Genomic DNA, 25,742 nt, shown 5'->3' on the forward strand with positions numbered 1-25,742 from the left:
CCCGCGGGCCGGTTCGCCCGGGCCGGTCCCGATCGCACGGCATCAGTTGCTGGGGGGACCTGCCCATCCAGGTTCCCGCCCCGCTCGAGCTGTGTCATGCCATCACCGGCATTCGGCGGTGCAGGTCCTGCGACCTTCGCCGGTCTGTGCCCGCAGGTGCTGCACCATCGAATGCTCCAGGGTGTCTGTGGCCGCAGGTGCTGCACCATCGAATGCTGCAGGGTGCCTGTGCCCGCAGGTGCTGCACCATCGAATGCTGCAGGGTGTCTGTGCCCGCAGGAGCTGCACCATCGATGTGGATGTTGAATGATGGCGGAGCACCGATGGTCCCTGCCACTGCACGGTTGACCTGACTACGCTGAAATTCGCGCCGGAAGATGCCATTCATCAAATAATCTTACTGATCGTGCATATGATTTCATGATTCGAGATCGAAGTATTCTGTGGGTCAGGGTGGCTTATATAGTGGAAATCGCCGCGCAGACAGGCCCGCAACCACCGTTGGGGGATGTTGTGCATTTGCACTACAGGAATACAGCCCGTGTGTATTTGCCACCAGTGCCGCCGGGACGGGCATGCAACCCGCCGGAGCACAACCGGCATGCACCAACCAATACAGTTGCGCGGGAGATTGCCACCCGCAGACCGAGGGCCACCGCCGTCCCCATCCACCGTTCGACCAGGGGAAGGACTTCACCGTCATGACTCAGACTTCACCGCTCGCCCAGTCACCCTTCACGCGCTTTGCGCAGCTGCCCGCGCAGCAGGGGCTGTACCGGCCCGAGTCCGAAAAAGACGCCTGCGGCCTGGCCATCGTCGCCACCTTGCGCGGCGAGCCCCGGCGTGACATTGTGCAAAGCGCCCTCGTGGCACTGCGCAACCTGGAGCACCGCGGCGCAGTGGGCGCGGACGAAGGCACCGGCGACGGCGCCGGCATCCTCACACAGGTCCCCGATGCGTTTTTCCGCGCCGTGGTGGACTTTCCACTGCCCGCAGCCGGCAGCTACGCCGTCGGAACGGCCTTCCTCCCCACCGAGCCCAAGGACTTGGCAGCGACACGTGCCGGGCTGGAGGCGCTGGCCGAACGAGAAGGGCTGGATGTCCTGGGCTGGCGCGAGGTGCCCATTGTGGCCGACCTGGTGGGGGCCAGCGCCCGGGCCTGCATGCCGCACTTCAGCCAGCTCTTTCTGGCGATCCGGCCCGGCAGCGAGGACGCGTCGAGAAAAGAAGTGAATGCGCTGGACGCAAAGGCCTTCCGCCTCCGCAAGCGCGCGCAGCACAAGTTCGGCGTGTACTTCCCCTCGCTGTCCTCCAAGACCCTTGTCTACAAGGGCATGCTGACCACCGCCCAGCTTGAACCGTTCTACCCCGACCTTTCGGATGCGCGCTTTGCCACCAAGCTGGCAGTGGTGCACTCGCGCTTCTCCACCAACACCTTCCCGTCATGGCCGCTGGCGCAGCCGTTCCGCACCATCGCCCACAACGGGGAAATCAACACGGTCAAGGGCAACCGCAACTGGATGCGGGCCCGCCAATCCACCATGTCCCACTCCCTGCTGGGCGACGCCCCTGAGGAACTGTTCCCGATCTGCACACCGGGGGCCTCCGACTCGGCATCCTTTGACGAAGTCGCGGAACTGCTGTGGCTGTCCGGCCGCCCCATCACCGAGGCCGTCATGATGATGATCCCGGAGGCGTGGGAAAACCACACCACCATGGACCCGGACCGCAGGGCCTTTTACGAATACCACTCCCTGATGATGGAGCCGTGGGACGGCCCGGCGGCCGTGTCCTTCACCGACGGCACCCTGGTCGGAGCCACCCTGGACCGCAACGGCCTGCGCCCCTGCCGCTACTGGGTGACAGCGGACGGGCTGGTGGTCTTTGCCTCCGAAGTGGGCGTGCTGGACATCCCAGCGGAAAAGATCGTGGAAAAAGGCAGGGTGGCGCCGGGAAAGATGTTTGTTGTCGACACCGAGGCCGGCCGCCTGGTCCGCGACGACGAGGTCAAGGCGCAGGCCGCCGCCAGCAGGCCCTGGGCCGACTGGGCCCGGGAAAACACCATCCGCCTCGCGGACCTGCCCGAGCGCGAGCACGTGGTCCACACCAGCGCCTCCGTCATCCACCGCCAGCGCACCTTCGGCTACACCACCGAGGAACTGAAAATCCTGCTCGGCCCCATGGCCCGCACCGGCGGCGAACCCCTGGGCGCCATGGGCACCGACACGCCCGTCGCCGTGCTCTCCAAGCGCCCCCGCCTGCTCTTTGACTACTTTGTCCAGTCCTTTGCCCAGGTGACCAACCCGCCGCTGGACGCCATCCGCGAAGAACTGGTCACCTCGCTGAACACCGCCATCGGCCCGCAGGGCAACCTGCTCTCCCGCGCCAAGGTGGCCATGCCGCAGGTGGCCCTGACCTTCCCCGTCATCAACAATGACGAGCTCGCCAAGATCGCCAACATCGAAACCCCCCTGGCAGCCGACGGCACCGGCGGGGAGCGCATCGCCATGAAGGTGCGGGGCCTGTATAAGTTCGACGGCGGCGAGGCGGCCCTGCGCTCCCGGCTGACCGAAATCTGTGAGCAGGTTTCGGGGGCCATCAACAGGGGCGTGCAATATGTGGTGCTCTCGGACCGCGACTCCTCCGCTGCCTGGGCCCCGATCCCGTCCCTGCTGCTGCTCAGTGCCGTCCACCACCACCTGCTGCGCAGTGCCAACCGCACCAAGATCTCCCTGGTGGTGGAAGCCGGAGACGTCCGCGAGGTCCACCACGTTGCCGTCCTGATCGGCTTCGGCGCCGCGGCCGTCAACCCCTACCTCGCCATGGAATCCGTGGAGGAGCTGGTCCGCAGCGGCGACGTCGTGGGGGTCACCCCCGAACAATCCGTACACAACCTCATCAAGGGCCTGGGCAAGGGCGTCCTGAAGATCATGTCCAAGATGGGCATCTCCACCGTGGCCTCGTACTGCGGCGCCCAGACCTTCGAAGCGCTGGGACTGTCCCAGGAACTGGTCAACGACTACTTCACGGGCACCGTCTCCCAACTGGGAGGCGTGGGCCTGGACGTCATTGCCGCCGAGGTCACGGCCCGCCACACCCTGGCCTACCCCGTCGACGGCGTGGACGTGCCCCACCGCCCGCTGCTGGGCGGCGGCGAATACCAGTGGCGCCGCGACGGCGAACCGCACCTGTTCAACCCGGACACCGTGTTCCGACTGCAGCATGCCACCCGGGAACGCCGCTACGACATCTTCAAGAAATACACGCAGGGCATTGACGAGCAGGCCGGCAAGCTCATGACCTTCCGCGGGCTGCTGAAGTTCCGCGACGGCCAGCGGCCACCGGTGCCGCTGGAGGAAGTGGAAGCAGTCAGCAGCATCGTCAAGCGCTTTTCCACCGGCGCCATGAGCTACGGCTCCATTTCCCAGGAAGCCCACGAGAACCTGGCCATTGCCATGAACCGGCTGGGCGCCAAGTCCAACACGGGCGAGGGCGGGGAGGACGTGGCCCGGCTGCTGGACCCGGAGCGCTGCTCCGCCATCAAGCAGGTGGCCTCCGGCCGCTTCGGCGTCACCAGCCTCTACCTGGCCAGCGCACAGGACATCCAGATCAAGATGGCCCAGGGCGCCAAGCCCGGCGAGGGCGGGCAGCTCATGGCCAAAAAGGTCTACCCCTGGATCGCGGCCACCCGCCATTCGACGCCCGGCGTCGGGCTGATTTCCCCGCCGCCGCACCATGACATCTACTCCATCGAGGACCTGGCCCAGCTGATCTACGACTGCAAGCGCGCCAACCCGGCCGCCCGGGTCCACGTCAAGCTCGTCTCCGAGATGGGGATCGGCACGGTCGCGAGCGGCGTGACCAAGGCCAAGGCCGACGTCGTGCTGGTTTCCGGGCACGACGGCGGCACCGGCGCCAGCCCGCTGAACTCGCTCAAGCATGCCGGCATGCCGTGGGAACTGGGCCTCGCCGAGACCCAGCAGACGCTGCGCCTGAACGGGCTCCGCGACCGCGTGGTGGTGCAGGTGGACGGCCAGCTGAAAACCGGGCGCGACGTGGTGGTGGCTGCCCTGCTGGGTGCCGAGGAGTACGGCTTCGCCACGGCCCCGCTGGTGGTTTCCGGCTGCGTCATGATGCGTGTGTGCCACCTGGACACCTGCCCCGTTGGCGTGGCCACGCAAAACCCGGAGCTGCGCCAGCGTTTCAGCGGCAAGCCGGAGTTTGTGGTCAACTTCTTTGAGTTCCTGGCCGAGGAGGTCAGGGAAATCCTGGCCGGGCTCGGGTTCCGCACGCTGGAGGAGGCCATCGGCCACGCGGACCTGCTGGACACGCGGGAAGCCGTGGACCACTGGAAAACGGCGGGCCTGGACCTTTCGCCCATCATGTCCGACGCCGGAGTGCCGGCAGGGACGCCGGTGCGCAACCTCACCACGCAAAACCATGAGCTGGACAAGCACTTCGACCAACAGCTGCTCACCATGGCGGCCGAGGCACTCAGCGACCGCACGCCCGTCAAGATCAGCGTGCCGGTGGTCAACACCGACCGTTCCGTGGGCACGCTGCTGGGCTACCACGTCACGAAGGCGTTTGGCGTGAACGTGCTCGGGCCGGACACCATTGACGTCACCCTGACCGGCCAGGCCGGCCAGTCGCTGGGCGCGTTCATGCCGGCCGGCATCACACTGCGCCTCTTCGGCGACGCCAACGACTACGTGGGCAAGGGCCTCTCCGGCGGGCGCATCACCGCCCAGCCGGACCGCGCCAGCTCCCTCGTGGCAGCCGATAACGTGATTGCCGGCAATGTGATCGGTTACGGGGCCACCAGCGGGGAAATGTTCCTCCGCGGCCAGGTGGGCGAACGCTTCCTGGTCAGAAATTCCGGGGCCACCGCGGTCGTGGAAGGCATCGGCGACCACGGCTGCGAGTACATGACCGGCGGCCAGGCCCTCGTCATCGGGCCCACGGGACGCAACTTTGGCGCCGGCATGTCCGGCGGCACCGCCTATGTGCTGGACCTGGCCCGCAGCAACGTCAACACCACTGCCCTCGATTCGGGGGAGCTGTCCCTCATCCCGCTCGACGCCGAGGATGCAGACATTGTCCACGCGCTTTTGGCCCGGCACGTCGAGGAGACGGGCTCGGAGGTGGCCGCCGCGCTGCTGGCCGACTTCCCGGGCACGGTTGGGCGCCTGACAAAGGTCCTCCCGCGGGACTATGCAGCAGTTTTGGAAACCCGCTTGGCAGCAGCCGAGCTGGGCGAGGACCCCGACGGCGACGCCGTCTGGCACAAAATCTTGGAGGTAACCGGTGGCTGATCCCCGCGGTTTTTTGAAGAACCGGGAACGCATCACCCAGGCCAGGCGTCCCGTGCCGGTCCGCATCATGGACTGGAAGGAAGTGTACGAGAACCAGGACCACGAGGTGCTCAAGGGACAGGCCGGGCGGTGCATGGACTGCGGCGTGCCGTTCTGCCACCAGGGCTGCCCCCTGGGAAACCTGATCCCGGAGTGGAATGACCTCACCTGGCGGGACAAGGGGGAGGAGGCAATCGAACGGCTGCATTCCACCAACAACTTCCCGGAATTCACCGGACGGCTGTGCCCGGCCCCGTGCGAGACCGCGTGCGTGCTGGGGATCAACCAGCCGGCTGTCACCATCAAGCAGGTGGAAGTTTCCATCATTGACGAGGCCTTCGCCCAGGACTGGGTGCACCCGCTCCCGCCGGCCAGGCTCACCGGCAAGACTGTCGCCGTCGTCGGTTCCGGCCCGGCCGGCATGGCCGCCGCCCAGCAGCTGACCCGCACCGGCCACACGGTGGCCGTGTACGAACGTGACGACAGGATCGGCGGGCTGCTGCGCTACGGCATCCCCGATTTCAAGCTGGAAAAGGACAAGCTCGACAGGCGCCTGGAACAGATGAAGGCGGAGGGCACCCGCTTCCGCACCGGGGTGGAAGTGGGCAAGGACATCGGCTGGGACGAGCTGCGCCGCCGGTACGACGCCGTCGTGGTGTGCACCGGTGCCACGGTGCCGCGGGACCTGCCCATCCCCGGCCGCCAGCTGGGCGGCGTCCACTTTGCCATGGAATACCTGGTGCAGTCCAACAAGGTGGTGGCCGGTGACACGGTGGCCGGCCAGATTGACGCCCGCGGCAAGCACGTGGTGATACTTGGCGGCGGCGACACCGGGGCGGACTGCCTCGGCACCGCCCACCGCCAGCAGGCTGCGTCCGTGACCACGCTCGCGATAGGCAAGCAGCCCCCCGTGGAACGCACCTCTGCCCAGCCGTGGCCCATGTTCCCGAACCTGTTCGAAGTGGCCAGCGCGCACGAAGAAGGCGGGGACCGCACCTACCTTGCCTCCACCGTGGAATTCCTCGGCGAGAACGGCCGGCTCACCGGGCTCAAGATAGCCGAAACCGAGTACGTGGACGGTCGCCGTGTGCCCAAGGTGGGCACGGAACGAATCATCCCTGCGGACCTGGTGTTCCTCTCGCTTGGTTTCACGGGCCCCGAAACGGCAGAGCTCACGCACCAGCTGCCGGTGGCGCTCAGCGCCCGGTCCACGGTGGAACGCGACGGCTACTACATGACCGCCAAGCCGGGCGTTTTCGCCGCCGGGGATGCCGGACGCGGGCAGTCGCTAATAGTCTGGGCCATCGCCGAAGGCCGTGCCTGCGCGGCTGCGGTGGACAAATTCCTCATGGGCGAGACATTCCTGCCCGCCCCCGTCTCACCCAGTGACTCCGCTATCAGTGTCTAGGGCCGACCCGCTAGGCTGGACGCAGGACACTAGATTTCCACTGTCAAACACACCACTTAGGTAGGTAAATTGAGACGCGCAAAAATTGTGGCGACTTTTGGGCCGGCAATCGCCAGCTTTGAGAACACACTTGCGGTACTGGATGCAGGGGTCAACGTGGCCCGCATGAACATGAGCCACGGCGACTACGCCGTGCACCAAATCACTTACGACAACGTCCGCAAGGCTTCCGAGCAGCTGGGCAAGACCGTGGCCATCATGGCCGACCTCCAGGGTCCGAAGATCCGCCTGGGCCGCTTCGAAAACGGCACCGGTTACGAACTGGCCGTGGGCGACGTCTTCACCATCACCACCGAGGACGTGCCCGGCACCAAGGACATCTGCTCCACCACGCTCAAGTCCCTGACGGAAGACGTCAAGCCCGGCGACATCCTGCTGATCGATGACGGCAAGGTCTCCGTCCGCGCCACCGCCGTTGACGCCGTCAAGGTGGTCACAGAGGTGACGGTGCCCGGGAAGGTTTCCAACAACAAGGGCATCAACCTGCCCGGCGTGGCCGTGAACGTCCCCGCCCTGAGCGAAAAAGATGAGGCGGACCTCCGCTGGGCCCTGGCCTGCGGCGTGGACCTGGTGGCCCTCTCCTTCGTGCGAGACGCGGCCGACATCACGCGCGTGCACGAGATCATGGACGAGGAAGGCCGCCGCGTGCCGGTCATCGCCAAGATCGAGAAGCCGCAGGCCGTTGACAACCTTGAGGCCATAGTTGATGCGTTTGACGCCATCATGGTGGCCCGCGGTGACCTGGGCGTGGAACTTCCCCTTGAGGACGTCCCGCTGGTGCAGAAGCGGTGCGTGGAAATTGCCCGCCGCTGGGCCAAGCCCGTCATTGTGGCCACCCAGGTGCTTGAATCCATGATCGAGAACCCGCGCCCCACCCGTGCCGAGGCCTCCGACTGCGCCAACGCCGTCCTGGACGGTGCGGACGCCGTCATGCTGTCCGGCGAAACCAGCGTTGGCGCATTCCCGATCGAAACTGTCAAGGTCATGGCCCGCATCATTGAGGCGGCCGAAAAGGACGGGCTCAAGCGCATCCCGCCGCTGGGCACCAACCCGAAGACCCGCGGCGGCGTCATCACGGCCGCTGCCGTGCAGATCGCCACGCAGCTTGACGCGAAGTACATTGCCACGTTCACGCAGTCCGGCGACTCCGCACGCCGCCTGTCCCGCCTGCGTCCGGCACACCCGATCTTCGGGTTCACGCCCGTGGAGCAGGTCCGCAACCAGCTGGCGCTGACCTGGGGCGTGGAGCCCGTGCTGGTGCCCACCGTGCCGCACACCGACGCCATGACGGCCCAGGTGGACCGCAAGCTGCTGGAAAAGGGACTGGTGGAGGACGGCGACCTCGTCGTCATCGCCGCCGGTTCCCCTCCCGGACAGTCCGGCACCACCAACCTCGTCAAGGTCCACCGTGTCGGGGACGTCGCCGACCTGGGCCTGGCCGAGTCCGGCGCCAACAACAACCGGGAAAAAGTTGGCCCCTGGCCCACCAAGTAAGCTGAGCCAGCCATCCCCAAAGCACGACGGCGGCACCCATGGCGGGTGCCGCCGTCGCGCTTTAACCGGTGGTCGAGCAGCGAGCCCTGCGAGCGCGTCGAGACCCCGTCCGGCGGCCGAAGTTATCCACAGGCACCCCAAAATTCCGGACTTTGATCTGCCGTGATGGGCTACTGTTTCCACCATCCCCGGAAGCGGAGTGCCGGGGATCCTTAGTGGAAACTCAGGCCGGGGGCGATGGACATGCGGGTCGGAAAATTGATCGTGGGAGCGTGCCTGGCTTGTGCCGGGTTGCTGGCAGCGCTGGCGCCGGCGGCCGTTGCCGTCCCGGGTGAGCAGGGGGCCGCGGTAGAGGTGGTGGAGCCGGGCCCGGCCCCCGTAGCCTTGAAGGCGGGGCCCGACGGGAAGAGTTTTTGGGAGCTGACGGTGAAGGGCGGGGGAGCCTACATCGCTTCCTGGGAGCGCTCAACCGGGATCTGGGCTACACCTGAAGAAGCCGGGGCAGCGTTGACTGGGATGTACGACTGCCGGAACAAGGCGGTCATGAAGTTCGTCGACCAATTCCCCACTTACCAGGCGTTCAACGCTTCCCCGGGAGTCAAGGATGAGGCCGGCAAGGTGTCGTTCGTGGATCCCGCCACGGTCAAGGCGATGGAGAAGTGCCTGAAGGATTCGTCCATCAGCTCGGACCAGGTCAAATACGTGAAGGAGAAGACAACGGCGGGAAAGGCGACCGGAACGGTGGCCATCCAGATTCCGGCCGCGCTGACAGGGCCCGGCACCCACGAGCTGTTTATCGCTAAATACGCCCTGCTGGCCAGCGGCAACCCTGCTTGTCCGAGTAAAACCTGGGCGCCCGGTCCGGACACGATGGGTGGGGCGGTGGGTGGCATGTGCAACCCCTCGCTCCAGGACATCAAAAAATTCACTGTGACGATCCCGCGCGAGGCTTCGGCAACTGTGCTGGGCGGCCCGGTTGCCGCGGCGGGCACGTGGTTCGAACCCAGCGCCTACAGCAACGCGCGGCCGCTGGACGTGGGTGCAACATCAGGAACTGTCGGCGCAACTGTGGCAGGCCTGTGGCCGGCGGCCGTTCCGGCGCTGGTGCTGGGCGTGGGCCTGGCCCTGCTGCTGGCCGTTCCGACTGCCCTGCTGTCAGCCGTGGCCGGCAGGCGGACGGGCCGCCTGGCGGGCGCAGTCCGCATCGTGGTGCCCGTGGCGGGGCCGCCTGTTGGCGGAGTGTCACGGCGCCGTTGGTGGAGCACCCGCACGCTGGGCATGGTGCACGGCCCGCTCGCGTTCCTGGTCCTCGTTGCCTGTTCGGCACTGGCCGCCGTCGGGCAACCCGGATTCGGCTGGAATGGTGGATCCGCGCGCCTGGCGTTGTCCTTCCTGGCGGCGTTCCTGCTGCTGAACTATGGATCCATGGTTTTCCGGTGGGCCATTGCTCGCCGCCACCGCCGCGGCAGTTTCCCCAGGGTCGCCGCCCGGCCCATCTACGTGGTGGTGCTGCTGGCCTCCCTGGCCGCGGCACGGGTTGTTGGCCTCGAACCTGCCCTCGTCTTTGGCGCAGTCCTCGCCATCGACTACAGCCTCAACACGGAGGAAGCAGGTCCCCGCAGGCCGGCGCTGGCTGCAATTGCGGGCAACCTCTTCTTGGCCGTGATGGGCTTCGCCGCCTGGGCCGGTTACAGCTTCCTTGCCGCCAACCACGTTGAAACATTCATCCGGTGGGGCGAGATCCAGCCGGACAGGGTGGCTGCCGTCAACGATGCAGCCGGGATGGTGACGGTCGCAGCGGGGGAGTTCCTGGCCGTCATCGCCACCGTGGCCATTGCGGCCCTGCCCGTCACGTTGTTGCCGTTCGCTCCTTTTGAGGGGGCGCTACTGTGGGCATGGCGCCGGGGTGCCTGGCTACTCACGTACGCAGTTGCCGCTGCCGTCTTCAGTTTCGTGCTGGTGCCGTGGCCCGGATCCGTGGGAGCCATGGAAGGTCCCATTAATGCATGGCTTGGGCTGCATGCCGGCTACGCCGTCCTGGCCGGAGTGTTGTGGGCCATGATGGTGCTCCCGGTCCGGGGAAGGGGCGTGCCGTCCCCTGACCCCAGCTAAAGCGCGACGCCGGCACCCAAGGCGGGCGCCGGCGTCGTTGGTTAACGCTGGTCGAGCCTGGGCCCACGGCCGCGAGGGTCCCGCTGCGAGCTTGCGAGCAGTGGGAGCGGCTGGGGAGCGAGACCGGCTCAGTTGACCTGGTTGATGATGGTTTCAGCCACCTCGCGCATGCTGAGGCGGCGGTCCATGGAGGTTTTTTGGATCCAGCGGAAGGCCTCGGGTTCGGTCAGGCCCATTTTGGTGGTGAGGAGGCTCTTGGCGCGCTCCACAAGCTTGCGGGTGGCGAATTGCTCCTGGAGGTCGGTGACTTCGTTCTCCAATGCCTTGATTTCCTCGTGGCGTGAGAGGGCGATCTCAAGTGCCGGGATGAGGTCGGCGGGGGTGAACGGCTTGACCACGTAGGCCATGGCGCCGGCGTCGCGCGCGCGCTCCACCAATTCCTTTTGGCTAAAGGCAGTCAGGAGGACCACGGGGGCGATGCGGGCCTTGACAATCTGCTCGGCGGCGGTGATGCCGTCCATGACGGGCATCTTGACGTCCATGAGGACCAGGTCCGGCTTGAGTTCCTTGGCGAGTTCCACAGCCTTTTCACCGTTGTCGGCTTCGCCAACCACGTCATAGCCTTCGCCGCGCAGGATCTCCATGATGTCGAGACGGATCAGGGTCTCGTCCTCCGCGACGATGACGCGGCGGGCGGGGGTGGTGCTGGTGGATTCCGAATTTTCGGACACTAAGGGCTCCTTGGAAGCTGGTGGCAGTGATTGTCGCCGCAGGGCGGAAAATCGACGCGCATGGGTGGCACTGGTTCTACAAAACAGCCTATCTGCATGTAGAGTGGATCCGCGCACTTGTTCGGAAGTGATTCACGAACGGGCGCGTGATCTTTGTAACGGAGCCCACGTGGGCCCCTGCAGAGGCCCAAGTGGCGGAATGGCAGACGCGCTGCACTCAAAATGCAGTATCGAGAGGTGTGTGGGTTCGAGTCCCACCTTGGGCACATTTGTTCGAAGAATGACCTCCTGGAAACAGGGGGTCATTTTTCTTATCCGGACCTGTTGTTCGAGCTGGTCGAGACACTTTGTCGGGGCCCGGCCATGTCCTTGTTCGATCCAACTAGGCAGCGCACTTGGTCTCCGACGCAGATTTAGTTGATCGTCCCCGGCAGCTCCCTTTCTGAATGTTGCGAGGAGTTCGTCTCCGTCACTGTATCCATGGTCCGTCGGGGCAATTGCCACCGAACTTGGGGGTGCCTTTCTTCTCAGTAGACGGAAGCCCACCCAACACCGGTGTACGACAGATGCCAAGGTCGAGGCCTTTTGCACCAACCACCAGGACACGCCGTGGGCCATGGCGGTCCCTGTGGGCTGCTGCGTAAATTTCGGCCACGATCAAGTCGACGTCCGTCTCGTCGGCATAGCTGGCGTAGATGTCTGCGGTGGGACGGTTGCCAATGCCCTGCCGGATCAGTGCTGCTCAGCCAAGCAACTTGATGTAGCCATTTGTGCCGCGTGCCACCAGCCGTCTGGTGAGCTCATGGAGGAGAGTCGGGATTTCGGCGCCGGTGAGCTCGCCGGCGCTCATGCGGTAGCCAGGCTGCGTTCGCGGATGAAGACGTTCATTGCCGCAAGCTCGTGAGGTGTTTCAGACTTTGTGAGTTCCTTCATGGGTTCGCGGACGGTCCGGTAGGACTCGGCCGGCATCCACGCCTCGTTGAGGGGTTGGATGCGTTTGGTCCAATCTGGGGCGGGTTGGTTGAGGCGGTGTGCGGTGTAGTTGGTGATTCCGGCCAGGGCTGCGGACCATTGGGGGTCATTGAGTTGCGGGCTGCGTTGGATTAACGGCCTGCCGGCTTTCAGGGATGCGCTGGCGTAGTCGGCGAGCATCTTGGTGGCGAATTCAAAGTCCCTCTTCGCGAGAAGGTCTGTGAAGGTGGCTGCGTAGTCGCGCCGTTCCGGGTCGTGGTCCATGCCGACGGGGATGGGGGTTGTCGTGACTAGCGATAGGCCGAGCGCTGCGAACACCGCCAAAGTCTTGCCGAGTTCAGCGCGCTCGTGGCCCGATTCGAGGTCGATGAGGAATTTCCGCGAAACAGCGGCGGCGTCAGCCAAGGCTTGTTGAGTAAGGCCCTGGCCTATTCGTTGGCGGCGGATCAATGCACCGGCCGCGGCCGGTGTGTCTATGGTGTTCTCAAATGTCATGGCCAAATCCCTTCCCTCATCCATTGTGTCACCGAGCGGTGACATCCGCATCTCCATGTCTGAAGACGTAGAGAATAGTGGTTCCATTGCGGACTGTTCCCGCCGGGAACACATGTCCCTCGGGACGGGCCCGGACTGCGTCGTACTGGGCCGTACTTCCGCAGAAACTCGTGGCTTCCCAGTGTTTGCAAGGGTTGAAGTCTGGTTCGAGTCCCACCTTGGGCACATTAAACCCCCTGAACTCAGGGGGTTTTCGTGTTTAAGCGTTGACACGATGTTGACACCCGTTGACCGGTTGCTCCCCTGAGAGGCAATGTTGGGGCGCATCCTGAAAGCCCGACATCGAAGTTGCTGTTGGCTTGAGACGGCCCCGTGCTGACGAATTCGGGGAGAACTTCTCCTCCACCCCGATCATCGTGTGCCGGAGCCTCAACGCCGGTTAGCTCCATGTCGGGGCTCACCAGCGCCACTAGCCTCGGAAGTACTGGACGCCCCCAGCGTGGCCGTTTCTTGATCTGGCATGAGCAGGACCCTTCAACCATGTCCCCTTGAAACGAAATCCCGCGGAAAGTGCCTTTCGTTTCAACAATGCCTACGTTCAAGCAGCGGCCGCCCTGCTTTCAGCAATGCGCTGGCGTAGCCGCTTCGTGGTCGATGGGGAATTTCCGTGAAACCTTGGCCGCATCAGCCAAAGTTTGTCGGCTCCGATCTGCGTCCAACTGGACTGAAATCGGCTTGTTTCCGCGGGCGAGCAGCACATGTAGGCGGCCTCCCCGGATTGCGGGCGTACCCTGAGTCCAAAACGTTGACTGAAATCAGGATGGTGTGGCGAACTCAGGATCCGGTGACTCGGTGGTGGACCGGGTGGTCCGCCTCATTGCCGCATTCCCGGAGGGGGCTGGCAGCCTCCAGCTGTCGGAGCTGGCCCGCCGGGCGGGGCTGCCACTCACCACTGCGCATCGCCTGGTCCAGCAACTCGCCGGGCACGGTCTGGTGGAGGCACTGCGCGCCAGCTCGGCGAGCTCCACTCAGTGGTTTCCTCCCGGCACGCACGGGCATACCTTGCCGAGTCTTACACGGGATGGCCGGGCGAGCCATAAGGGCCCTCAACCAAGGGTCCCGAATCACCTTCTGGCGGCCCGGCCATGCTGGTGGACCCAACGACTGTCGTGGTCAACGTACTGGGCAATTGCGTTCCCACATTAGTCGTGGGCACATGAGAAAACCGCTTCCCCGCGTTTCGCCGGACTGGTCCGATCCACGCCAGATCGAATGGTTGACAGCGCCATTGAGGGCGAGCCTGCCGAACACGATACCGGTGCGTGGATCGGTCATCGCACCGTTGATGGAATTGGATGGTAGGCCGGGGAACTGGATGTGGGATGCATTGCCTCATCTGGCGGCGAGTGATCGATGGTTTTAGGGAAATTCAGCCCATGACCCGTTCACCGACGGCGTACCGCCGACAGGACTATGGCAGGCGTCACTTTCGTTGTAGTGGAATATGGCGCAGGGCATTAGTGGCAAGCGGCGCCACCCACAACCAGCCACGTCCGCCCCGGGAGGTGTGCGGTGAAAGAAAATTCGGAGATGTCCCAGCCCGGGCTTGAAACTGAGGATGTCATGGACTCATATTCCCGGTCCGTCATTGCGGTTGCCGAGGCGGTGGCGCCCCACGTGGTCGCCGTCGAGGTGTCAGGCACAGGCCGCAACGGCCGCACGCGCACGGGTGCGGGCTCCGCCGTCGTCTTTACCGAGGATGGCTACATGCTCACGAATGCCCACGTGGTGGCCGGCGCCAGCAGCGGGTGGGCAGCCTTCGCCGACGGCACGGGAACCGACATTGAAATCAGGGGAGCGGACGTACTTTCCGACCTGGCCGTGATCCGCGGCCTGTCCCACATGCATGCACCGGCCCGCCTCGGCGACGCAGAGGGGCTGCGGGTGGGCCAGCTGGTCATTGCCGTGGGCAACCCGCTGGGCCTGGCCGGTTCGGTGACGGCCGGCGTGGTCAGTGGCCTGGGACGGTCCATGCCCACGGCCCTCGGACGGAACCGGCGGGTGATTGAGGACGTCATCCAAACCGATGCGGCACTGAACCCCGGCAATTCGGGCGGGGCGCTGGCCGACGCCCAGGGGCGGGTGGTTGGCATTAATACCGCTGTCGCAGGTGCAGGGCTGGGCCTGGCTGTTCCAATCAACGCCACCACCCGCAGGATCATCTCGGCCCTCATGACGGACGGGAGGGTCCGCCGCGCCTACGTGGGCCTGGTCAGCTCGCCGGTCCGGCTCAACGAAACTCTGGCCGTCCGGACGGGGCAGCAGGAGGGCCTGCGCGTGGTGGATGTCATGGCCGGCTCCCCGGCGGACCGGGCAGGGCTGAAGTCCGGGGACCTGGTGCTCACCGTTGCCCAGCGCCCCGTTTCAAGTGCGCAGAGCCTGCAAAAGCAGTTGTTTGCCGAGGCCATCGGTGCGCCGCTGGCAGTGACGGTGCTGCGAAACGGGGCCATGGTGGATGTGATTGCGGTCCCGGTGGAGACGACCGAGTAGGCCTTGGTATTGAACGGCCATCGACGGAGGAAGCTGCCTGGCAGCCCCGCTACTTCCCGGCGGCCACGTCCGCGGAGATGAGGGCCGCCGTGCGCAGCAGTTGTTCGCGGACGGTGGCCAAGAAGCCGGGCGGATCAGCCTTTGCGTTTACCGCCTGGGCCTGCAGGGAGACATTGACGGCGGCCACGACGGTCCCGCCGGCGTCATGCACCGGTGCCGCCATCGACATCAGGCCGAGCTCCAGCTCCTGGTCCAGGAGGCACCACCCCTGAATTCGCACAGCCTGGAGAGCCTCGCGGATTCCGGCTTCGGTCCCGACAGCCGTGGGGGTCAGGGGCACCACGGCGTGGGAGGCGAAATATGCGTTGAGCGCGGCCGGCGGCAGCCCCGCCAGCAGCACCCTTCCCATGGACGTGGCGTAGGCCGGAAAACGGGTGCCCACAGTGATTCCCACGCTCATGATGCGCCGGGTGGCAACGCGGGCCACATAGCTGATGTCGCCGCCGTCGAGCACGGCCGCGGAGGTGGATTCACCCAGCTGGGTGGACAGCGCCTGCAGGTGCGGCTGGGCCAGCTGCGGAAGGGACAGCGCGGACAGGTAGGCGTACCCCAGCTGCAGCACGGACGGGGTCAGGGAAAACTGCCTCTCATCGGTGCGGACGTAGCCCAACTCCACCAATGTGTGCAGGAAGCGCCGGGCGGTGGCCCGGGTCAGCTGCGTTCTTTGGGCGACCTCGGAAAGCGTCATGGCCGGGTGGTCGGCGTCGAACGCCCGGATCACTGCCAGCCCGCGGGCCAGGGACTGCACATACTGGTCGCTGGCCACGGGCGGGGCGGTCTGCGCTTCGGTCATTTCCTTATCCTAGCGCCGCCGTCAGGGGCACCGGGACGCGGTCCTGAAGCTCAGCCAGCGTGGTGCCGAACGTTTCCCTGACCTGCACGCCGTCCGCCCCCAGGAGGAAAACAGCCTCATTGGTGTAAATCCTTGTCACGCAGCCCACGCCCGTGACCGGGTAGCTGCAGGCCTGGACCAGCTTGGCGGAGCCGTCCTTGGCGAACAGGCTCATCATGACGTAAACCTCCTTGGCCCCGGTGGCCAGGTCCATGGCACCCCCGACGGCGGGAATCGCGTCGGGTGCGCCGGTGTGCCAATTGGCCAGGTCGCCGCCTGCTGACACCTGGAACGCCCCGAGCACGCACACGTCCAAGTGGCCCCCGCGCATCATGGCGAAGGAATCGGCGTGGTGAAAGTAGGATGCCCCGGGCAGTTCGGTGACCGGAATCTTGCCGGCATTGATCAGGTCCTGGTCGATGTCGTCGCCGTGGGCCTCGGGCCCCATGCCAAGCATGCCGTTTTCGGTGTGCAGCGTGACGGCCTGCTCCGGGCGGAGGTAGTTGGAGACGAGGGTGGGCTGGCCGATTCCGAGGTTGACGAAGGAGCCGGCCTTGATGTCGGAGGCGACCAGGGCGGCCAGTTCCTCGCGTCCCAGCCGGGTGGCGCTGTGCGCAACGTCTGCTGCCTGGGTGTTCATGGCCTTGCCTCTTCCCTTTCCGGCGCCGCAGCGGGTATCCGGACGATCGTGTTGACGTAAATGCCGGGCGTGACGACGATTTCCGGGTCGAGCCCGCCGGTGTCGACAATATTGCTTACCTGGACGATGCTGGCCTTGGCCGCGGCAGCCATGATGGGACCAAAGTTCCTGGCGGTCTTGCGGTAGATGAGGTTCCCCGCCCGGTCGGCCGTCAGCGCCTTGATGAGGGCGAAATCGGCGTGGATGGGGGTCTCGTACACGTGGCCCCGGCCGTCGATCACCCGGGTTTCCTTGCCTTCGGCCAGCATGGTGCCAAAGCCGGTGGGCGTGAAGAACCCGCCTATCCCCGCCCCGGCGGCCCTGATCCGTTCGGCCAGGTTGCCCTGCGGGACCAGCTCCAACTCGATCTCTCCGGCCCTGTAGGCGGCGTCAAAGTGCCAGGAGTCGGGCTGCCGCGGGAAGGAGCAGATGATCCGGCGGACCCTGCGTTCCTTGATCAGCAGTGCCAGGCCCGCGTCGCCCTGGCCGGCGTTGTTGTTCACCACGGTCAGGCCGGTGGCGCCGCCGTCGAGCAGGGCATCGATGAGTTCCATGGGCTGGCCGGCATTGCCGAAACCGCCGATCAGCACGGTTGAATTGTCCCCGATGCCGGCCACGGACTCGGCCGCGGAGTTTGCAATTATGGGCATTGGCTTCCCCTAGTTCTTCGCCGCGTTGATGGGTGCGCTGACGTTCTCCAGCACAATGGCCAGGCCCTGGCCAACGCCGATGCAGATCGCGGCCACACCCCAACGTTCCCCCGAAGCCTGCAGGCTCCGGGCCAGTGTGCCCAGTAGGCGCGCGCCGGACGCGCCCAGCGGGTGGCCCATGGCGATGGCTCCGCCGTGACGGTTCACGAGCTCCGGGTCAATGCCCCAGGCATCGATGCAGGCCAGCGACTGTGCGGCAAAGGCCTCATTAAGTTCGACGGCGCCCACCTGCTCCCAGCCGATTCCCGCCTTTGCGAGGGCCCGGTTTGCGGCCTCGACGGGCCCATAGCCAAAGAATTGCGGGTCCACGCCGCTGGCGCCGCGCCCGGCGATCCGGGCGATCGGGTCCAGCCCCAGGATCCCGGCGGCCGCCTCCGAGCCCAGCCAGGCTGCGGAGGCGCCGTCGGACAGGGGAGAGGAGGTGGCCGCCGTGACCGTGCCGCCCAGCTCCTCTTTCCGGAAGACCGTCTTCAGCCCGGCCAGTTTCGCAGCGGTGGAGCCGGGGCGGATGCCCTCGTCCCGCAGCAGCTCCGTGCCCGGGACCGCGGTGGTGAGGTTGTCGTAGAAGCCTTCGTCCCAGGCTGCAGCCGCCAGGTTGTGGGAGCGGGCGGCAAATTCATCCTGGCGTTCGCGGGTGATGCCGTACTTTTCGCCCAGTTGCTCGGTGGCCTCGCCCAGGGACACCGTCCATTCCCCGGGCATGTCCGGGTTGACCAGCCGCCAGCCCAGGGTGGTGGAGGACAGGGACAGGTCACCGGCCGGGAAGGGGCGCTCTGTCTTGGGCAGCACCCACGGCGCCCGGCTCATCGACTCGGCGCCGCCCACCAGCACCAGCTCGGCGTCGCCGACGTTGATTTGGCGGGAGGCGATCATGGCCGCGTCCAGGGAGGAACCGCACAGGCGGTTGACTGTGGTGCCCGGAATGGAGGTGGGCAGCTCGGCCAGGAGGGTGGCCATCCGTGCCACGTTCCTGTTTTCTTCCCCGGCGCCGTTCGCGTTGCCAAACACCACCTCGTCAATCCTGGTTACGTCCAGCCGGGGCGCGCGGGCCACGGATTCCCTGACCACGTGTGCGGCCAGGTCATCCGGGCGGACCGCGGCCAGGGCGGATCCAAACTTGCCGAAGGGTGTGCGGACAGCGTCGTAAAGGTACGCGTGGTTCATGGCAGTTCGTCTTTCTGGGTGGCTGCTTCGGCTGGCTCGTTGTCGAGGCCGGCAAAGACTTCCTGGGCGGTCTTGAAGGCCGTGTTGGCGGAGGGGACCCCGCAGTAGATGGCGGTTTGGAGCAGGATTTCCTTGATCTCGTCCCGGGACAGTCCGTTGCGCAGCGCCGCCCGGAGGTGCATGGCCAGTTCTTCCCAGTGGCCGTGGGCCACCATGGAGGTAATGGTCACCGCGGAGCGCATCTGCCGGCTGAGGCCCGGCCGGGTCCAGATGCCGCCCCATGCGATGCGGGTGATCATGTCCTGGAAGTCGGCGGTGAAGCCGTCCATGGCTGCGCCGGCCTGGTCAACATGGGCGTCCCCGAGTACTTCGCGGCGGACTGCCAGCCCGGCGCGGTACACCTCCGCCGTGGTGGCCTCCGGTGTGACTGCGCCTTGGGGCGGCACGTCTTCGGATCCGGCGCTGCCGGGCTGGGGTGCTGTTGTGGCGGTCATGGCTGGTTCCCTTCGATCAGGCTGCGGAGCAGCCGGGCCACCTCGCCGGGCGCTTCGGCCGGGGCCAGGTGGGAAACATGCGGGAGGGTCACGGAAAGCGCCCCGTTTGGTGAGGGAGCGTTGGGGGTGGCGTTGACGGCGTCCACCATGGCCTGCGCCATCTCCGGCGGCGCCACGGTGTCCTCCTCTCCGGCCACGGCCTGGAACGGCACCCTGATCCGGCCCAGTTCGCCGCGGACGTCAAAGCCGGCCAGAGCGCCGCAACAGTGGGCGTAGCTGAAGCGGTCGGCGTCCCGCAGGGAATGGAGCAGCCGGCTGGCCAGGACGGGGTCGCGGTCCATGGACCCCTTGGCAAACCAGCGCTGGGCCGAGCCTTGGATCATGACGGGCGTGCCCTGGGTGCGGACGGTATTGGCCCTCTCGGCCCACGCTTCGGGTGAGCCGAGCTTGGGCCCGGAGCACTGCACGGACAGGCCCAGGAGCCGCGTTCCGTGGTCAATTCCGAGCTGCAAACCCACTGCCCCGCCCAGGGAGACGCCGGCGTAGTGGAATTGTGCGCCCGGGGCGATCGAATCAACCAGTGTGATGACGGCTTCCGCGAGCCCGGCGACGGTGAAGGGCGACTCCGAGGCGGGGGACACCCCGTGCCCCGGCAGGTCCCAGGCAACCACGTCCACAGGGGTGCCGCCGTCGTCCTGGCCGCCTGTCCCGCCGCCTGTGCCGCCGCCCAGGAGGGCCCCCACGTGCTCCCACAGCACGGAGGAAGTGCCCAGTGAACAGCCCACCACCAGCAGCGGGTGCTGCCCGAGGGGCCGCTGCGGGGACAGCAGCACCGCCTTGACGGCGGGCACGCGGGTGTCCACGACCATTTCCCTTGCCTCACTCATGGCTGGTTCCTTCCGGCGCCCACTGGGGGTGGGCGGCAAATATTCGTGTGACAATTGCACGGCTTTCACCCAGGTAGCCGGCAGGATCCAGCAAGGCGTCCAGCCCGGCATCGGACAGTGCGTGCCGCGGCACGGCGTCCCGCAGGAGCCGGGCGAATTCCGCCCCCTGGTCCCCGGCGGGTGCTGCCAGGGCCCGGTCCACCGCGGCCTGGAACAGTTCCCTGCCGCCGGCGCTGCCGCCCCCGTCGCTGAGCAGGGGCACCACGGCGGCACTGACTGCCTCGCTCAAGAGCAGCGCGCCGCTGAGTCCCAGGTTGCGGCGCATGGCGGCCGGAAAAACCTGCAGGCCGCAGGCCACTTCGCGCAGGGCGGCCAGGGCGCCGCCAGCCAGTTGTAGGAGGGACAGCAGTGCGGCCCACTCACTGTGCCAGGCGCCGCCAGGGCGTTCGTCGACGGACAGGGCGGCCGCTAGGTGCAGTTGTGCCGCATGGTGGGGGGCTGCCAGGGCCGCACTGCGCACCAGCACGGACAGGACGGGGTTTTGCTTCTGCGGCATGGCCGAGGAAACGCCGCGGCCCGCGGCCCGGGGCTCGGCCAGCTCGCCAAATTCCGGACGGCTGAGCAGCAGCACATCGTTGGCGACCTTCCCCGCCGCGTCACACAGGGAGGCAAGGGCGTCACCCAGGGCTGTCACGGCGGCCCGGTTGGTGTGCCACGGCGCCGGCGCCGCAGCCAGGCCCAGCTCACGGGCCCAGGAATCGGCCAGCGTGAAAGGATCCGTGCCCGCGCTGGCGGCCAGGACGGAGCCGGCAGCCAGCGTCCCGGACGCCCCGCCGAACTGCACCGGGAACTCGATGGCGTCCAGTCGTGCTGCAGCCGACGCGAGCCCGTGGAACCATTGCGCCGCCTTCAGCCCAAAGGTGGATGGCAGGGATTGCTGGGTCAGCGTCCTTGCCACCTGCAGCGTGTCGAGGTGGGATTTGGCCAAGCCGGCCAGTCCCGCAGCGGCGCCCGCCACGTCCTCCCGGAGGGCGGCCACGGCCCTCCGGGCCAGCCACATCAGGGCGGTGTCGAGCACGTCCTGGCTGGTCAGCGACGCATGGACGGCAGCAGCCGCCGGCGCATTGCGGCCGGCCACCAGGGTGCGCAGGCGCGCCACGATGGGGATCACGGGGTTCCCCCCTCCCTGCCCGGCCGCCGCCAGTTCCGCGGCGTCGAAGGAGCCTTCCCGCACCGCTTCCTGGACCGAGGCGGCTGAGCCGGCCGGGGCCAGGCCCGCATTTTCCAGGACCGCGACCCACGCGGATTCAACCGCGAGCACGGCCGCCACCACGGCGTCGTCGTCCGTCAGCGACCTCAGCTGCGGGTCGGCGGTGGCGGGGGAAAGCAGGCCAAAGGTGCCGGGCACGGACCTCACGCTCCCTGGGCTGGGGCGTGCCGGGCGCCGTCGAACTCCAGGAACACGGTCTCGCCGTCACCTTGGAGGCGAAGGTCCCAGCGCAGGCCGCCGTCGGGCTCGCGGCTGGCCAGCAGGGTGGACCGCCGCTCCTCCGGGAGGGAGGCAAGCAGGGGGTCGGCGGCGAGGGCCGCAGTGTCCTCGGGCAGGTAGATCCGGGTGAACAGGCGATTGGTGAGCCCTCGGGCAAACAGCACGACGGCGATGAACGGTGCCGCTCCGGGGCGGGTGGCGCCGGGGTTGACCGTGGTGAAGGTGTACCTGCCCGTGTTGCCCGTCGAGGCACGGCCCCAGCCGGTGAACGTGTAGCCGTCGCGGACCAGGGAGCCTGTTTCGGCGACAATGTTGCCGTCCGCATTGGGCTGCCAGATCTCCAGGATGGCGTCCGGAATGGGAGCTCCGGCGCCGTCGGTGACAGTGCCCTGCAGGCGGATGCTGCCGGGGCGTCCAGGGGCGGCGAGTTCGTTGTCCTTCTCAAAGGGCAGTGCGTAGCCGAAGAAGGGCCCCACCGTTTGGCCTGGGGTTGGGGTGAGTTTATCCATGGTGTTCGCCATCCTCGCCGAGTGCCTCAGTTTCCGTCCAGGTCCGCTTTGGGCCGGTCAGGACGATGTCCCAGTTGTAGCCCAGGGACCATTCGGGGGAGGTCAGCTCGTGGTTGTACGTGGCCACGAGCCTGTCCCGGGCGTCCTGGTCCACAATGGACTGGTAAATGGGATCCAGCGGAAAGAGCTGGTCCCCGGGGAAATACATTTGCGTGATGATCCGCTGTGTGAACTCGCTGCCGAAGAGTGAAAAGTGGATGTGCGCCGGGCGCCAGGCGTTGATGTGGTTCTTCCACGGGTACGCGCCCGGCTTGATGGTGGTGAACGCGTAGGATCCGTCCGCGCCAGTGATGCAGCGGCCCACGCCCGTGAAGTTCGGGTCGATGGGGGCCGGGTGCTGGTCACGCTTGTGGATGTACCGGCCCGCCGCATTGGCCTGCCAGATTTCCACCAGCTGCCCGGCCACGGGGCGGCCGTCGCCGTCGAGCACCCTGCCCGCCACCTTGATGCGTTCGCCCTGGGGTTCGCCGTTGTGGACGATGGTCAGGTCCGCCTCGAGGGGGCTGACATCCTGGTGGCCGAACGCGGGGGAGGCAAGTTCAATGGTTTCCGGGTCCGTGTGGTGCAGGTTTTTGGTGGGGTGGCGCAGGATGCTGCTCCTGTAGGGGGCGTAGTCCAAGCTGGGCTGCGTCAAGGGTGCAGCGCCTGCTGCCAGGGACTGGCGGTACGTGGAGGCAATGGCCTGGATCTCGGCGCTCATTTCCTGCTGGGTGTTCTGCCGCGGGCTGGTCATGGTGCCTTCCTTTCCTGTGTTTGCTGGGTGGTTGGGTTCAATTTCGTGTTGTAGCTTTGCCGTGCATCAGGGGCTGGAATGCCGCTGGCCATATTGGACTGCATGCCGGACGGGCGCGTTGGGCGCGCCGTAACCGTCGTAGCCGCCGCGCCTCTCGACCATTTCAAAGAACACGCTGCCCACCGTGGCGGTGTAAAAGTGCAGAAATTCGCCGTCTGCGTCCCTGTCATAGAGCAGGTTCAGCTCCCGCAGGGTGTCCAGGAAATCCGGTTCCAGGTCAAAGCGGGCCGCCAGATCCTGGTAATAGTTTTCCGGGATGTCCAGGAACTTCAGGCCGCGTTTCCTGGCGGCGCGTGCCGTGGCGACCAGGTCGTCCACGGCAAAGGCGATGTGTTCCTGGTAGCTCTTGTGGACGCCGTCGCCCTGCTGGATGAGCGGGGCCAGGTTGAGGACAAGGCGCACGCCGCGGTTGGAGGTGTCCATGACCTGGGAGCGGACCAGGCCTGTGGGGCTCGGCACTTCAGCGAAGGGCTGGGGTTCCAGCGCCAGGGCGCTGGTGTAGAACAGCACGGCTTCGTCAAAGTGCTGCCATGGCTGGGCCAGGTTCACGTGGTCGATGACAGCCCCCGGCCTTCTGCCGCCCCGTCCGGCGGCGCCGGGCCCGAATTCGCTTGTCCATGCCGCCGTGCCGTCGGCGCTGCCCTGGCACAGGAAGATTTCCGTGGAGTCGGGGGCGGCGATGCCCTGGAAGACTTCCTCGTCCGCCTGCGACTTGCGGGGGACCACCGGGGCCAGGAGCTGCTGTGCCCGGGATGACGCCAGGAGGGGATTCTCGACGTCGAAGCCAAGGGCCGAGATGGCAGGCTCCGCACCCTCCGGGGCTGCCTCGTTGATGACCACGCGCGCCTGGCCCATGGTCCACAACTGGACGTCCTTGGTGCGGTGTCGCCCCTCGGACGTGAAGCCCAGCTGTCCCAGCAGTGTCTCCACGGCAGGGGTGCTGGCGGCCTTGACCTCGGCAAAGTTGAACCCGGTGGGCTCGGGGACCCGGGGGAGCGTGGCCATGCGCAGGGGTAGCCGTTCCGTTTCGCCTGCCGACGCCAGCCAGGCGGCGCCTTGCTCCTGGAGCCAAACCAGGGAACGCATCGCGTCAACGGCGGTTCTCGTGACATCGGACTGGCGGAAGACGTCGTTGAAGATTTCCAGGGAGACGGGACCGTCGTACCCGGTGCGGGCCAGGTGCCCCATGAACTTGGCGAGGTTGAACTGGCCCTCCCCGGGAAAGACCCTGTAGTGGCGGCTGAGGGACAGCACGTCCAGGGACAGCTTGGGGGCGTCCGCAACCTGGACAAAGAAGATCTTTGCCGCTTCCAGGTTTTCAATCGGGGCGGTGTCCCAGTCGCGGGAGAGGATGTGGAAGGAATCCAGGCAGGTTCCCAGATTCGGGTGGTCCACGGCCTGGACCAGGCGGTGGGCGTGCTCAAAGTCGTTGACGTACCGGCCCCAGGCCAACGCCTCATAGGCAACCTTGACGCCGTGGTCCCCGGCCAGGCCCGCCAACTGGGCCAGCTGCGCAGCGAGGATGTCGTCCTCCCCGCGCGTGGCGGTGGCCACGTTGGAACACGCCAGGATCGTGTCGATGCCCAGCCTGCCCATGAGTGTGAATTTCGCAGCGGCCCGGCGGAGGTTGGCTGAGAGCTGTTCATCGTCCACGCCGTCGAAGTCCCGGAAGGGCTGGTAGAGGTCAAGGGACAGGCCCAAGTCCGCCGCCCGGCTCCTGACTTCCTCCGGGCTCATGGCGGAGGTGACCAGGTCCTGTTCAAAGATTTCAATTCCGTCAAAGCCGGCCCTGGCACAGGCGGCCATCTTCTCCTCGAGCGTGCCTGACAGGCAGACAGTGGCGATTCCGGTGCGCATCAGCCGGCCGCCCCGCTGAGCAGCGGCTGGGTTCCATGGCTGGTGGCCGCTGTTGCGCTGCCTTCGCGTTCAACCATGTCCAGAAAGTGGGTGCGCATGTGGTCGGCGTCGGCGTCCCTGCCGGTAAACAACCGGAAGGCGTCCGCCGCCTGGCCCACGGCCATGCGTCCGCCGTCGAGGACCAGGCAGCCCCGCTTGCGTGCATGCTGCACCAGTTCAGTCTCGATGGGCCGGTACACAATGTCGGCCACCCAGTGGTGCGGGGTCAGCAATTCCAGGTCAAAGGAGGCGCCGGGGTGCTCCTTCATGCCCATGGGGGTGCAGTTCACCAGGCCGTCGGCGCCCGGCACCAGCATATCCAGCCCGCCAATGCCGCCACCGGAGACTGTGCGGTCCGGGAACAGGCCCTGAAGTTCTTCAGCCCGGCTGACGGCCCGGCCGCCATCCATGTCCACCAGGTCCAGGTGTTGCACCCCGGCGCTGAGGAGGGCGTACGCCACAGCCGAGCCCGCCCCGCCGGCGCCGAGTTGGACCACGCGGCCCACGGGGGCGTTCGGCAGCCCGGTGGCAAAGGCCCCGCCGAAGCCCGAGAAGTCGGTGTTGTGGCCAATAAAGCCACCGTCCCGGATCAGCACGGTGTTGACGGCGCCAAGCCTGCGGGCGTCCTCGGACACCTCATCGAGGAAGGGCAGCACCAGCTGCTTGCAGGGGTGGGTGACGTTGAGGCCGTTGAAGCCCATGCGGGCGGCGGCTTCCAGCAAGTCGCCGACGGCGGTGGGGGCCAGTCCAAGTTCCAGCAGGTCGATGGGGCGGTACAGCAGGCGCAGTCCCTGGCGGTCGGCTTCGCGTTCGTGCAGGGCCGGCGACAGGGAGGGCAGGACGCCTTCCCCGATGAGCCCCAACAAATATGACTCGGCTCGAATACTCATGCGCATGGCTCCTTTGGGGTTGTCACCGCGGGCCGGGAAGGTGGGTCCGTCCGGCGGACGCTCCGGTGACATGAATGACATTACAACACTTGTTCGTATTTTG

The 25,742-nt window shown here is 66.6% G+C and carries 18 protein-coding genes, 1 tRNA gene and 1 pseudogene; 7 read left to right on the top strand and 13 right to left on the bottom strand.

What is annotated here, in order from left to right:
* Positions 1 to 701: 701 nt before the first annotated feature.
* The 4 genes from gltB (at position 702) to G6N77_RS11950 (ending at position 10,428) form a co-directional block, all read left to right on the top strand.
* The gene (gene gltB / locus G6N77_RS11935) at positions 702 to 5,315 is read left to right on the top strand and encodes a glutamate synthase large subunit (RefSeq protein WP_165182395.1); all 4,614 of its coding nucleotides are present in this window, start codon (positions 702 to 704) and stop codon (positions 5,313 to 5,315) included.
* Positions 5,308 to 6,762 carry a glutamate synthase subunit beta gene (locus tag G6N77_RS11940; protein ID WP_165182396.1) on the top strand — a complete coding sequence of 485 codons (1,455 nt, stop codon included), beginning with the start codon at positions 5,308 to 5,310 and terminating at the stop codon, positions 6,760 to 6,762. Before gltB ends, G6N77_RS11940 begins: the two co-directional genes overlap by 8 nt.
* 69 nt (positions 6,763 to 6,831) lie before the next feature.
* A complete protein-coding gene (gene pyk / locus G6N77_RS11945) occupies positions 6,832 to 8,316 on the top strand; it encodes a pyruvate kinase (protein ID WP_165182397.1) in 1,485 nt (494 codons plus the stop codon).
* 243 nt (positions 8,317 to 8,559) lie between these two features.
* On the top strand, positions 8,560 to 10,428 hold the full coding sequence (locus G6N77_RS11950) for a hypothetical protein (RefSeq protein ID WP_165182398.1): 1,869 nt from the start codon (positions 8,560 to 8,562) through the stop codon (positions 10,426 to 10,428).
* Positions 10,429 to 10,556: 128 nt separating this feature from the next.
* Here the strand turns inward: G6N77_RS11950 and G6N77_RS11955 are convergent, their stop codons facing one another.
* On the bottom strand, positions 10,557 to 11,159 hold the full coding sequence (locus tag G6N77_RS11955) for an ANTAR domain-containing response regulator (RefSeq protein ID WP_165182399.1): 603 nt from the start codon (positions 11,157 to 11,159) through the stop codon (positions 10,557 to 10,559).
* 185 nt (positions 11,160 to 11,344) lie between these two features.
* On the opposite strand from G6N77_RS11955, the gene G6N77_RS11960 reads away from it, so the two are divergent.
* Positions 11,345 to 11,425, top strand: a tRNA-Leu gene (locus G6N77_RS11960).
* Positions 11,426 to 12,005: 580 nt separating this feature from the next.
* Here G6N77_RS11960 and G6N77_RS19650 read toward each other — a convergent pair.
* Complete coding sequence (locus G6N77_RS19650; protein WP_205678245.1) at positions 12,006 to 12,626, bottom strand: helix-turn-helix domain-containing protein; 621 nt, start codon at positions 12,624 to 12,626, stop codon at positions 12,006 to 12,008.
* An 825-nt stretch (positions 12,627 to 13,451) separates the two neighbouring features.
* Here G6N77_RS19650 and G6N77_RS11970 point away from each other — a divergent pair.
* Positions 13,452 to 13,625, top strand: a pseudogene (locus G6N77_RS11970) (helix-turn-helix domain-containing protein); the annotation flags it as partial.
* Positions 13,626 to 14,249: 624 nt separating this feature from the next.
* Positions 14,250 to 15,176 (top strand): S1C family serine protease, encoded by a 927-nt coding sequence (locus tag G6N77_RS11975; protein WP_240902058.1) that lies wholly within the window; start codon positions 14,250 to 14,252, stop codon positions 15,174 to 15,176.
* Between the two features lie 49 nt (positions 15,177 to 15,225).
* Here G6N77_RS11975 and G6N77_RS11980 read toward each other — a convergent pair whose 3' ends face one another.
* The 11 genes from G6N77_RS11980 to G6N77_RS12030 all read right to left on the bottom strand — a co-directional run bounded on the left by G6N77_RS11980 (position 15,226) and on the right by G6N77_RS12030 (position 25,639).
* Positions 15,226 to 16,029: an IclR family transcriptional regulator domain-containing protein gene (locus G6N77_RS11980; RefSeq protein ID WP_165182401.1), complete on the bottom strand. Its 804-nt coding sequence runs from the start codon at positions 16,027 to 16,029 to the stop codon at positions 15,226 to 15,228.
* 4 nt (positions 16,030 to 16,033) lie between these two features.
* On the bottom strand, positions 16,034 to 16,708 hold the full coding sequence (locus G6N77_RS11985) for a 3-oxoacid CoA-transferase subunit B (RefSeq protein WP_165182402.1): 675 nt from the start codon (positions 16,706 to 16,708) through the stop codon (positions 16,034 to 16,036).
* Positions 16,705 to 17,397, bottom strand: coding sequence for a 3-oxoacid CoA-transferase subunit A (locus G6N77_RS11990; protein ID WP_165182403.1), 693 nt, complete (start codon positions 17,395 to 17,397; stop codon positions 16,705 to 16,707). Before G6N77_RS11990 ends, G6N77_RS11985 begins: the two co-directional genes overlap by 4 nt.
* A 9-nt stretch (positions 17,398 to 17,406) precedes the next feature.
* Positions 17,407 to 18,621: a thiolase family protein gene (locus G6N77_RS11995; RefSeq protein ID WP_165182404.1), complete on the bottom strand. Its 1,215-nt coding sequence runs from the start codon at positions 18,619 to 18,621 to the stop codon at positions 17,407 to 17,409.
* Positions 18,618 to 19,115 carry a 4-carboxymuconolactone decarboxylase gene (gene pcaC, locus G6N77_RS12000; protein ID WP_165182405.1) on the bottom strand — a complete coding sequence of 166 codons (498 nt, stop codon included), beginning with the start codon at positions 19,113 to 19,115 and terminating at the stop codon, positions 18,618 to 18,620. The genes G6N77_RS11995 and pcaC overlap by 4 nt, the downstream gene beginning before the upstream one ends.
* Positions 19,112 to 20,002: an alpha/beta fold hydrolase gene (locus tag G6N77_RS12005; protein WP_240902060.1), complete on the bottom strand. Its 891-nt coding sequence runs from the start codon at positions 20,000 to 20,002 to the stop codon at positions 19,112 to 19,114. The genes pcaC and G6N77_RS12005 overlap by 4 nt, the downstream gene beginning before the upstream one ends.
* On the bottom strand, positions 19,995 to 21,410 hold the full coding sequence (locus G6N77_RS12010; protein ID WP_165182406.1) for a lyase family protein: 1,416 nt from the start codon (positions 21,408 to 21,410) through the stop codon (positions 19,995 to 19,997). Before G6N77_RS12010 ends, G6N77_RS12005 begins: the two co-directional genes overlap by 8 nt.
* A gap of 5 nt (positions 21,411 to 21,415) precedes the next feature.
* Positions 21,416 to 22,000: a protocatechuate 3,4-dioxygenase subunit alpha gene (gene pcaG / locus G6N77_RS12015; protein ID WP_165182407.1), complete on the bottom strand. Its 585-nt coding sequence runs from the start codon at positions 21,998 to 22,000 to the stop codon at positions 21,416 to 21,418.
* Positions 21,993 to 22,793 (bottom strand): protocatechuate 3,4-dioxygenase subunit beta, encoded by an 801-nt coding sequence (pcaH, locus tag G6N77_RS12020; protein ID WP_165182408.1) that lies wholly within the window; start codon positions 22,791 to 22,793, stop codon positions 21,993 to 21,995. Before pcaH ends, pcaG begins: the two co-directional genes overlap by 8 nt.
* A gap of 66 nt (positions 22,794 to 22,859) precedes the next feature.
* A complete protein-coding gene (locus G6N77_RS12025; protein WP_165182409.1) occupies positions 22,860 to 24,710 on the bottom strand; it encodes a bifunctional sugar phosphate isomerase/epimerase/4-hydroxyphenylpyruvate dioxygenase family protein in 1,851 nt (616 codons plus the stop codon).
* On the bottom strand, positions 24,710 to 25,639 hold the full coding sequence (locus G6N77_RS12030; protein ID WP_165182410.1) for a shikimate dehydrogenase: 930 nt from the start codon (positions 25,637 to 25,639) through the stop codon (positions 24,710 to 24,712). Before G6N77_RS12030 ends, G6N77_RS12025 begins: the two co-directional genes overlap by 1 nt.
* Positions 25,640 to 25,742 lie beyond the last annotated feature (103 nt).

This window comes from Arthrobacter silviterrae (assembly GCF_011045165.1).
Lineage (GTDB): Bacteria > Actinomycetota > Actinomycetes > Actinomycetales > Micrococcaceae > Specibacter > Specibacter silviterrae.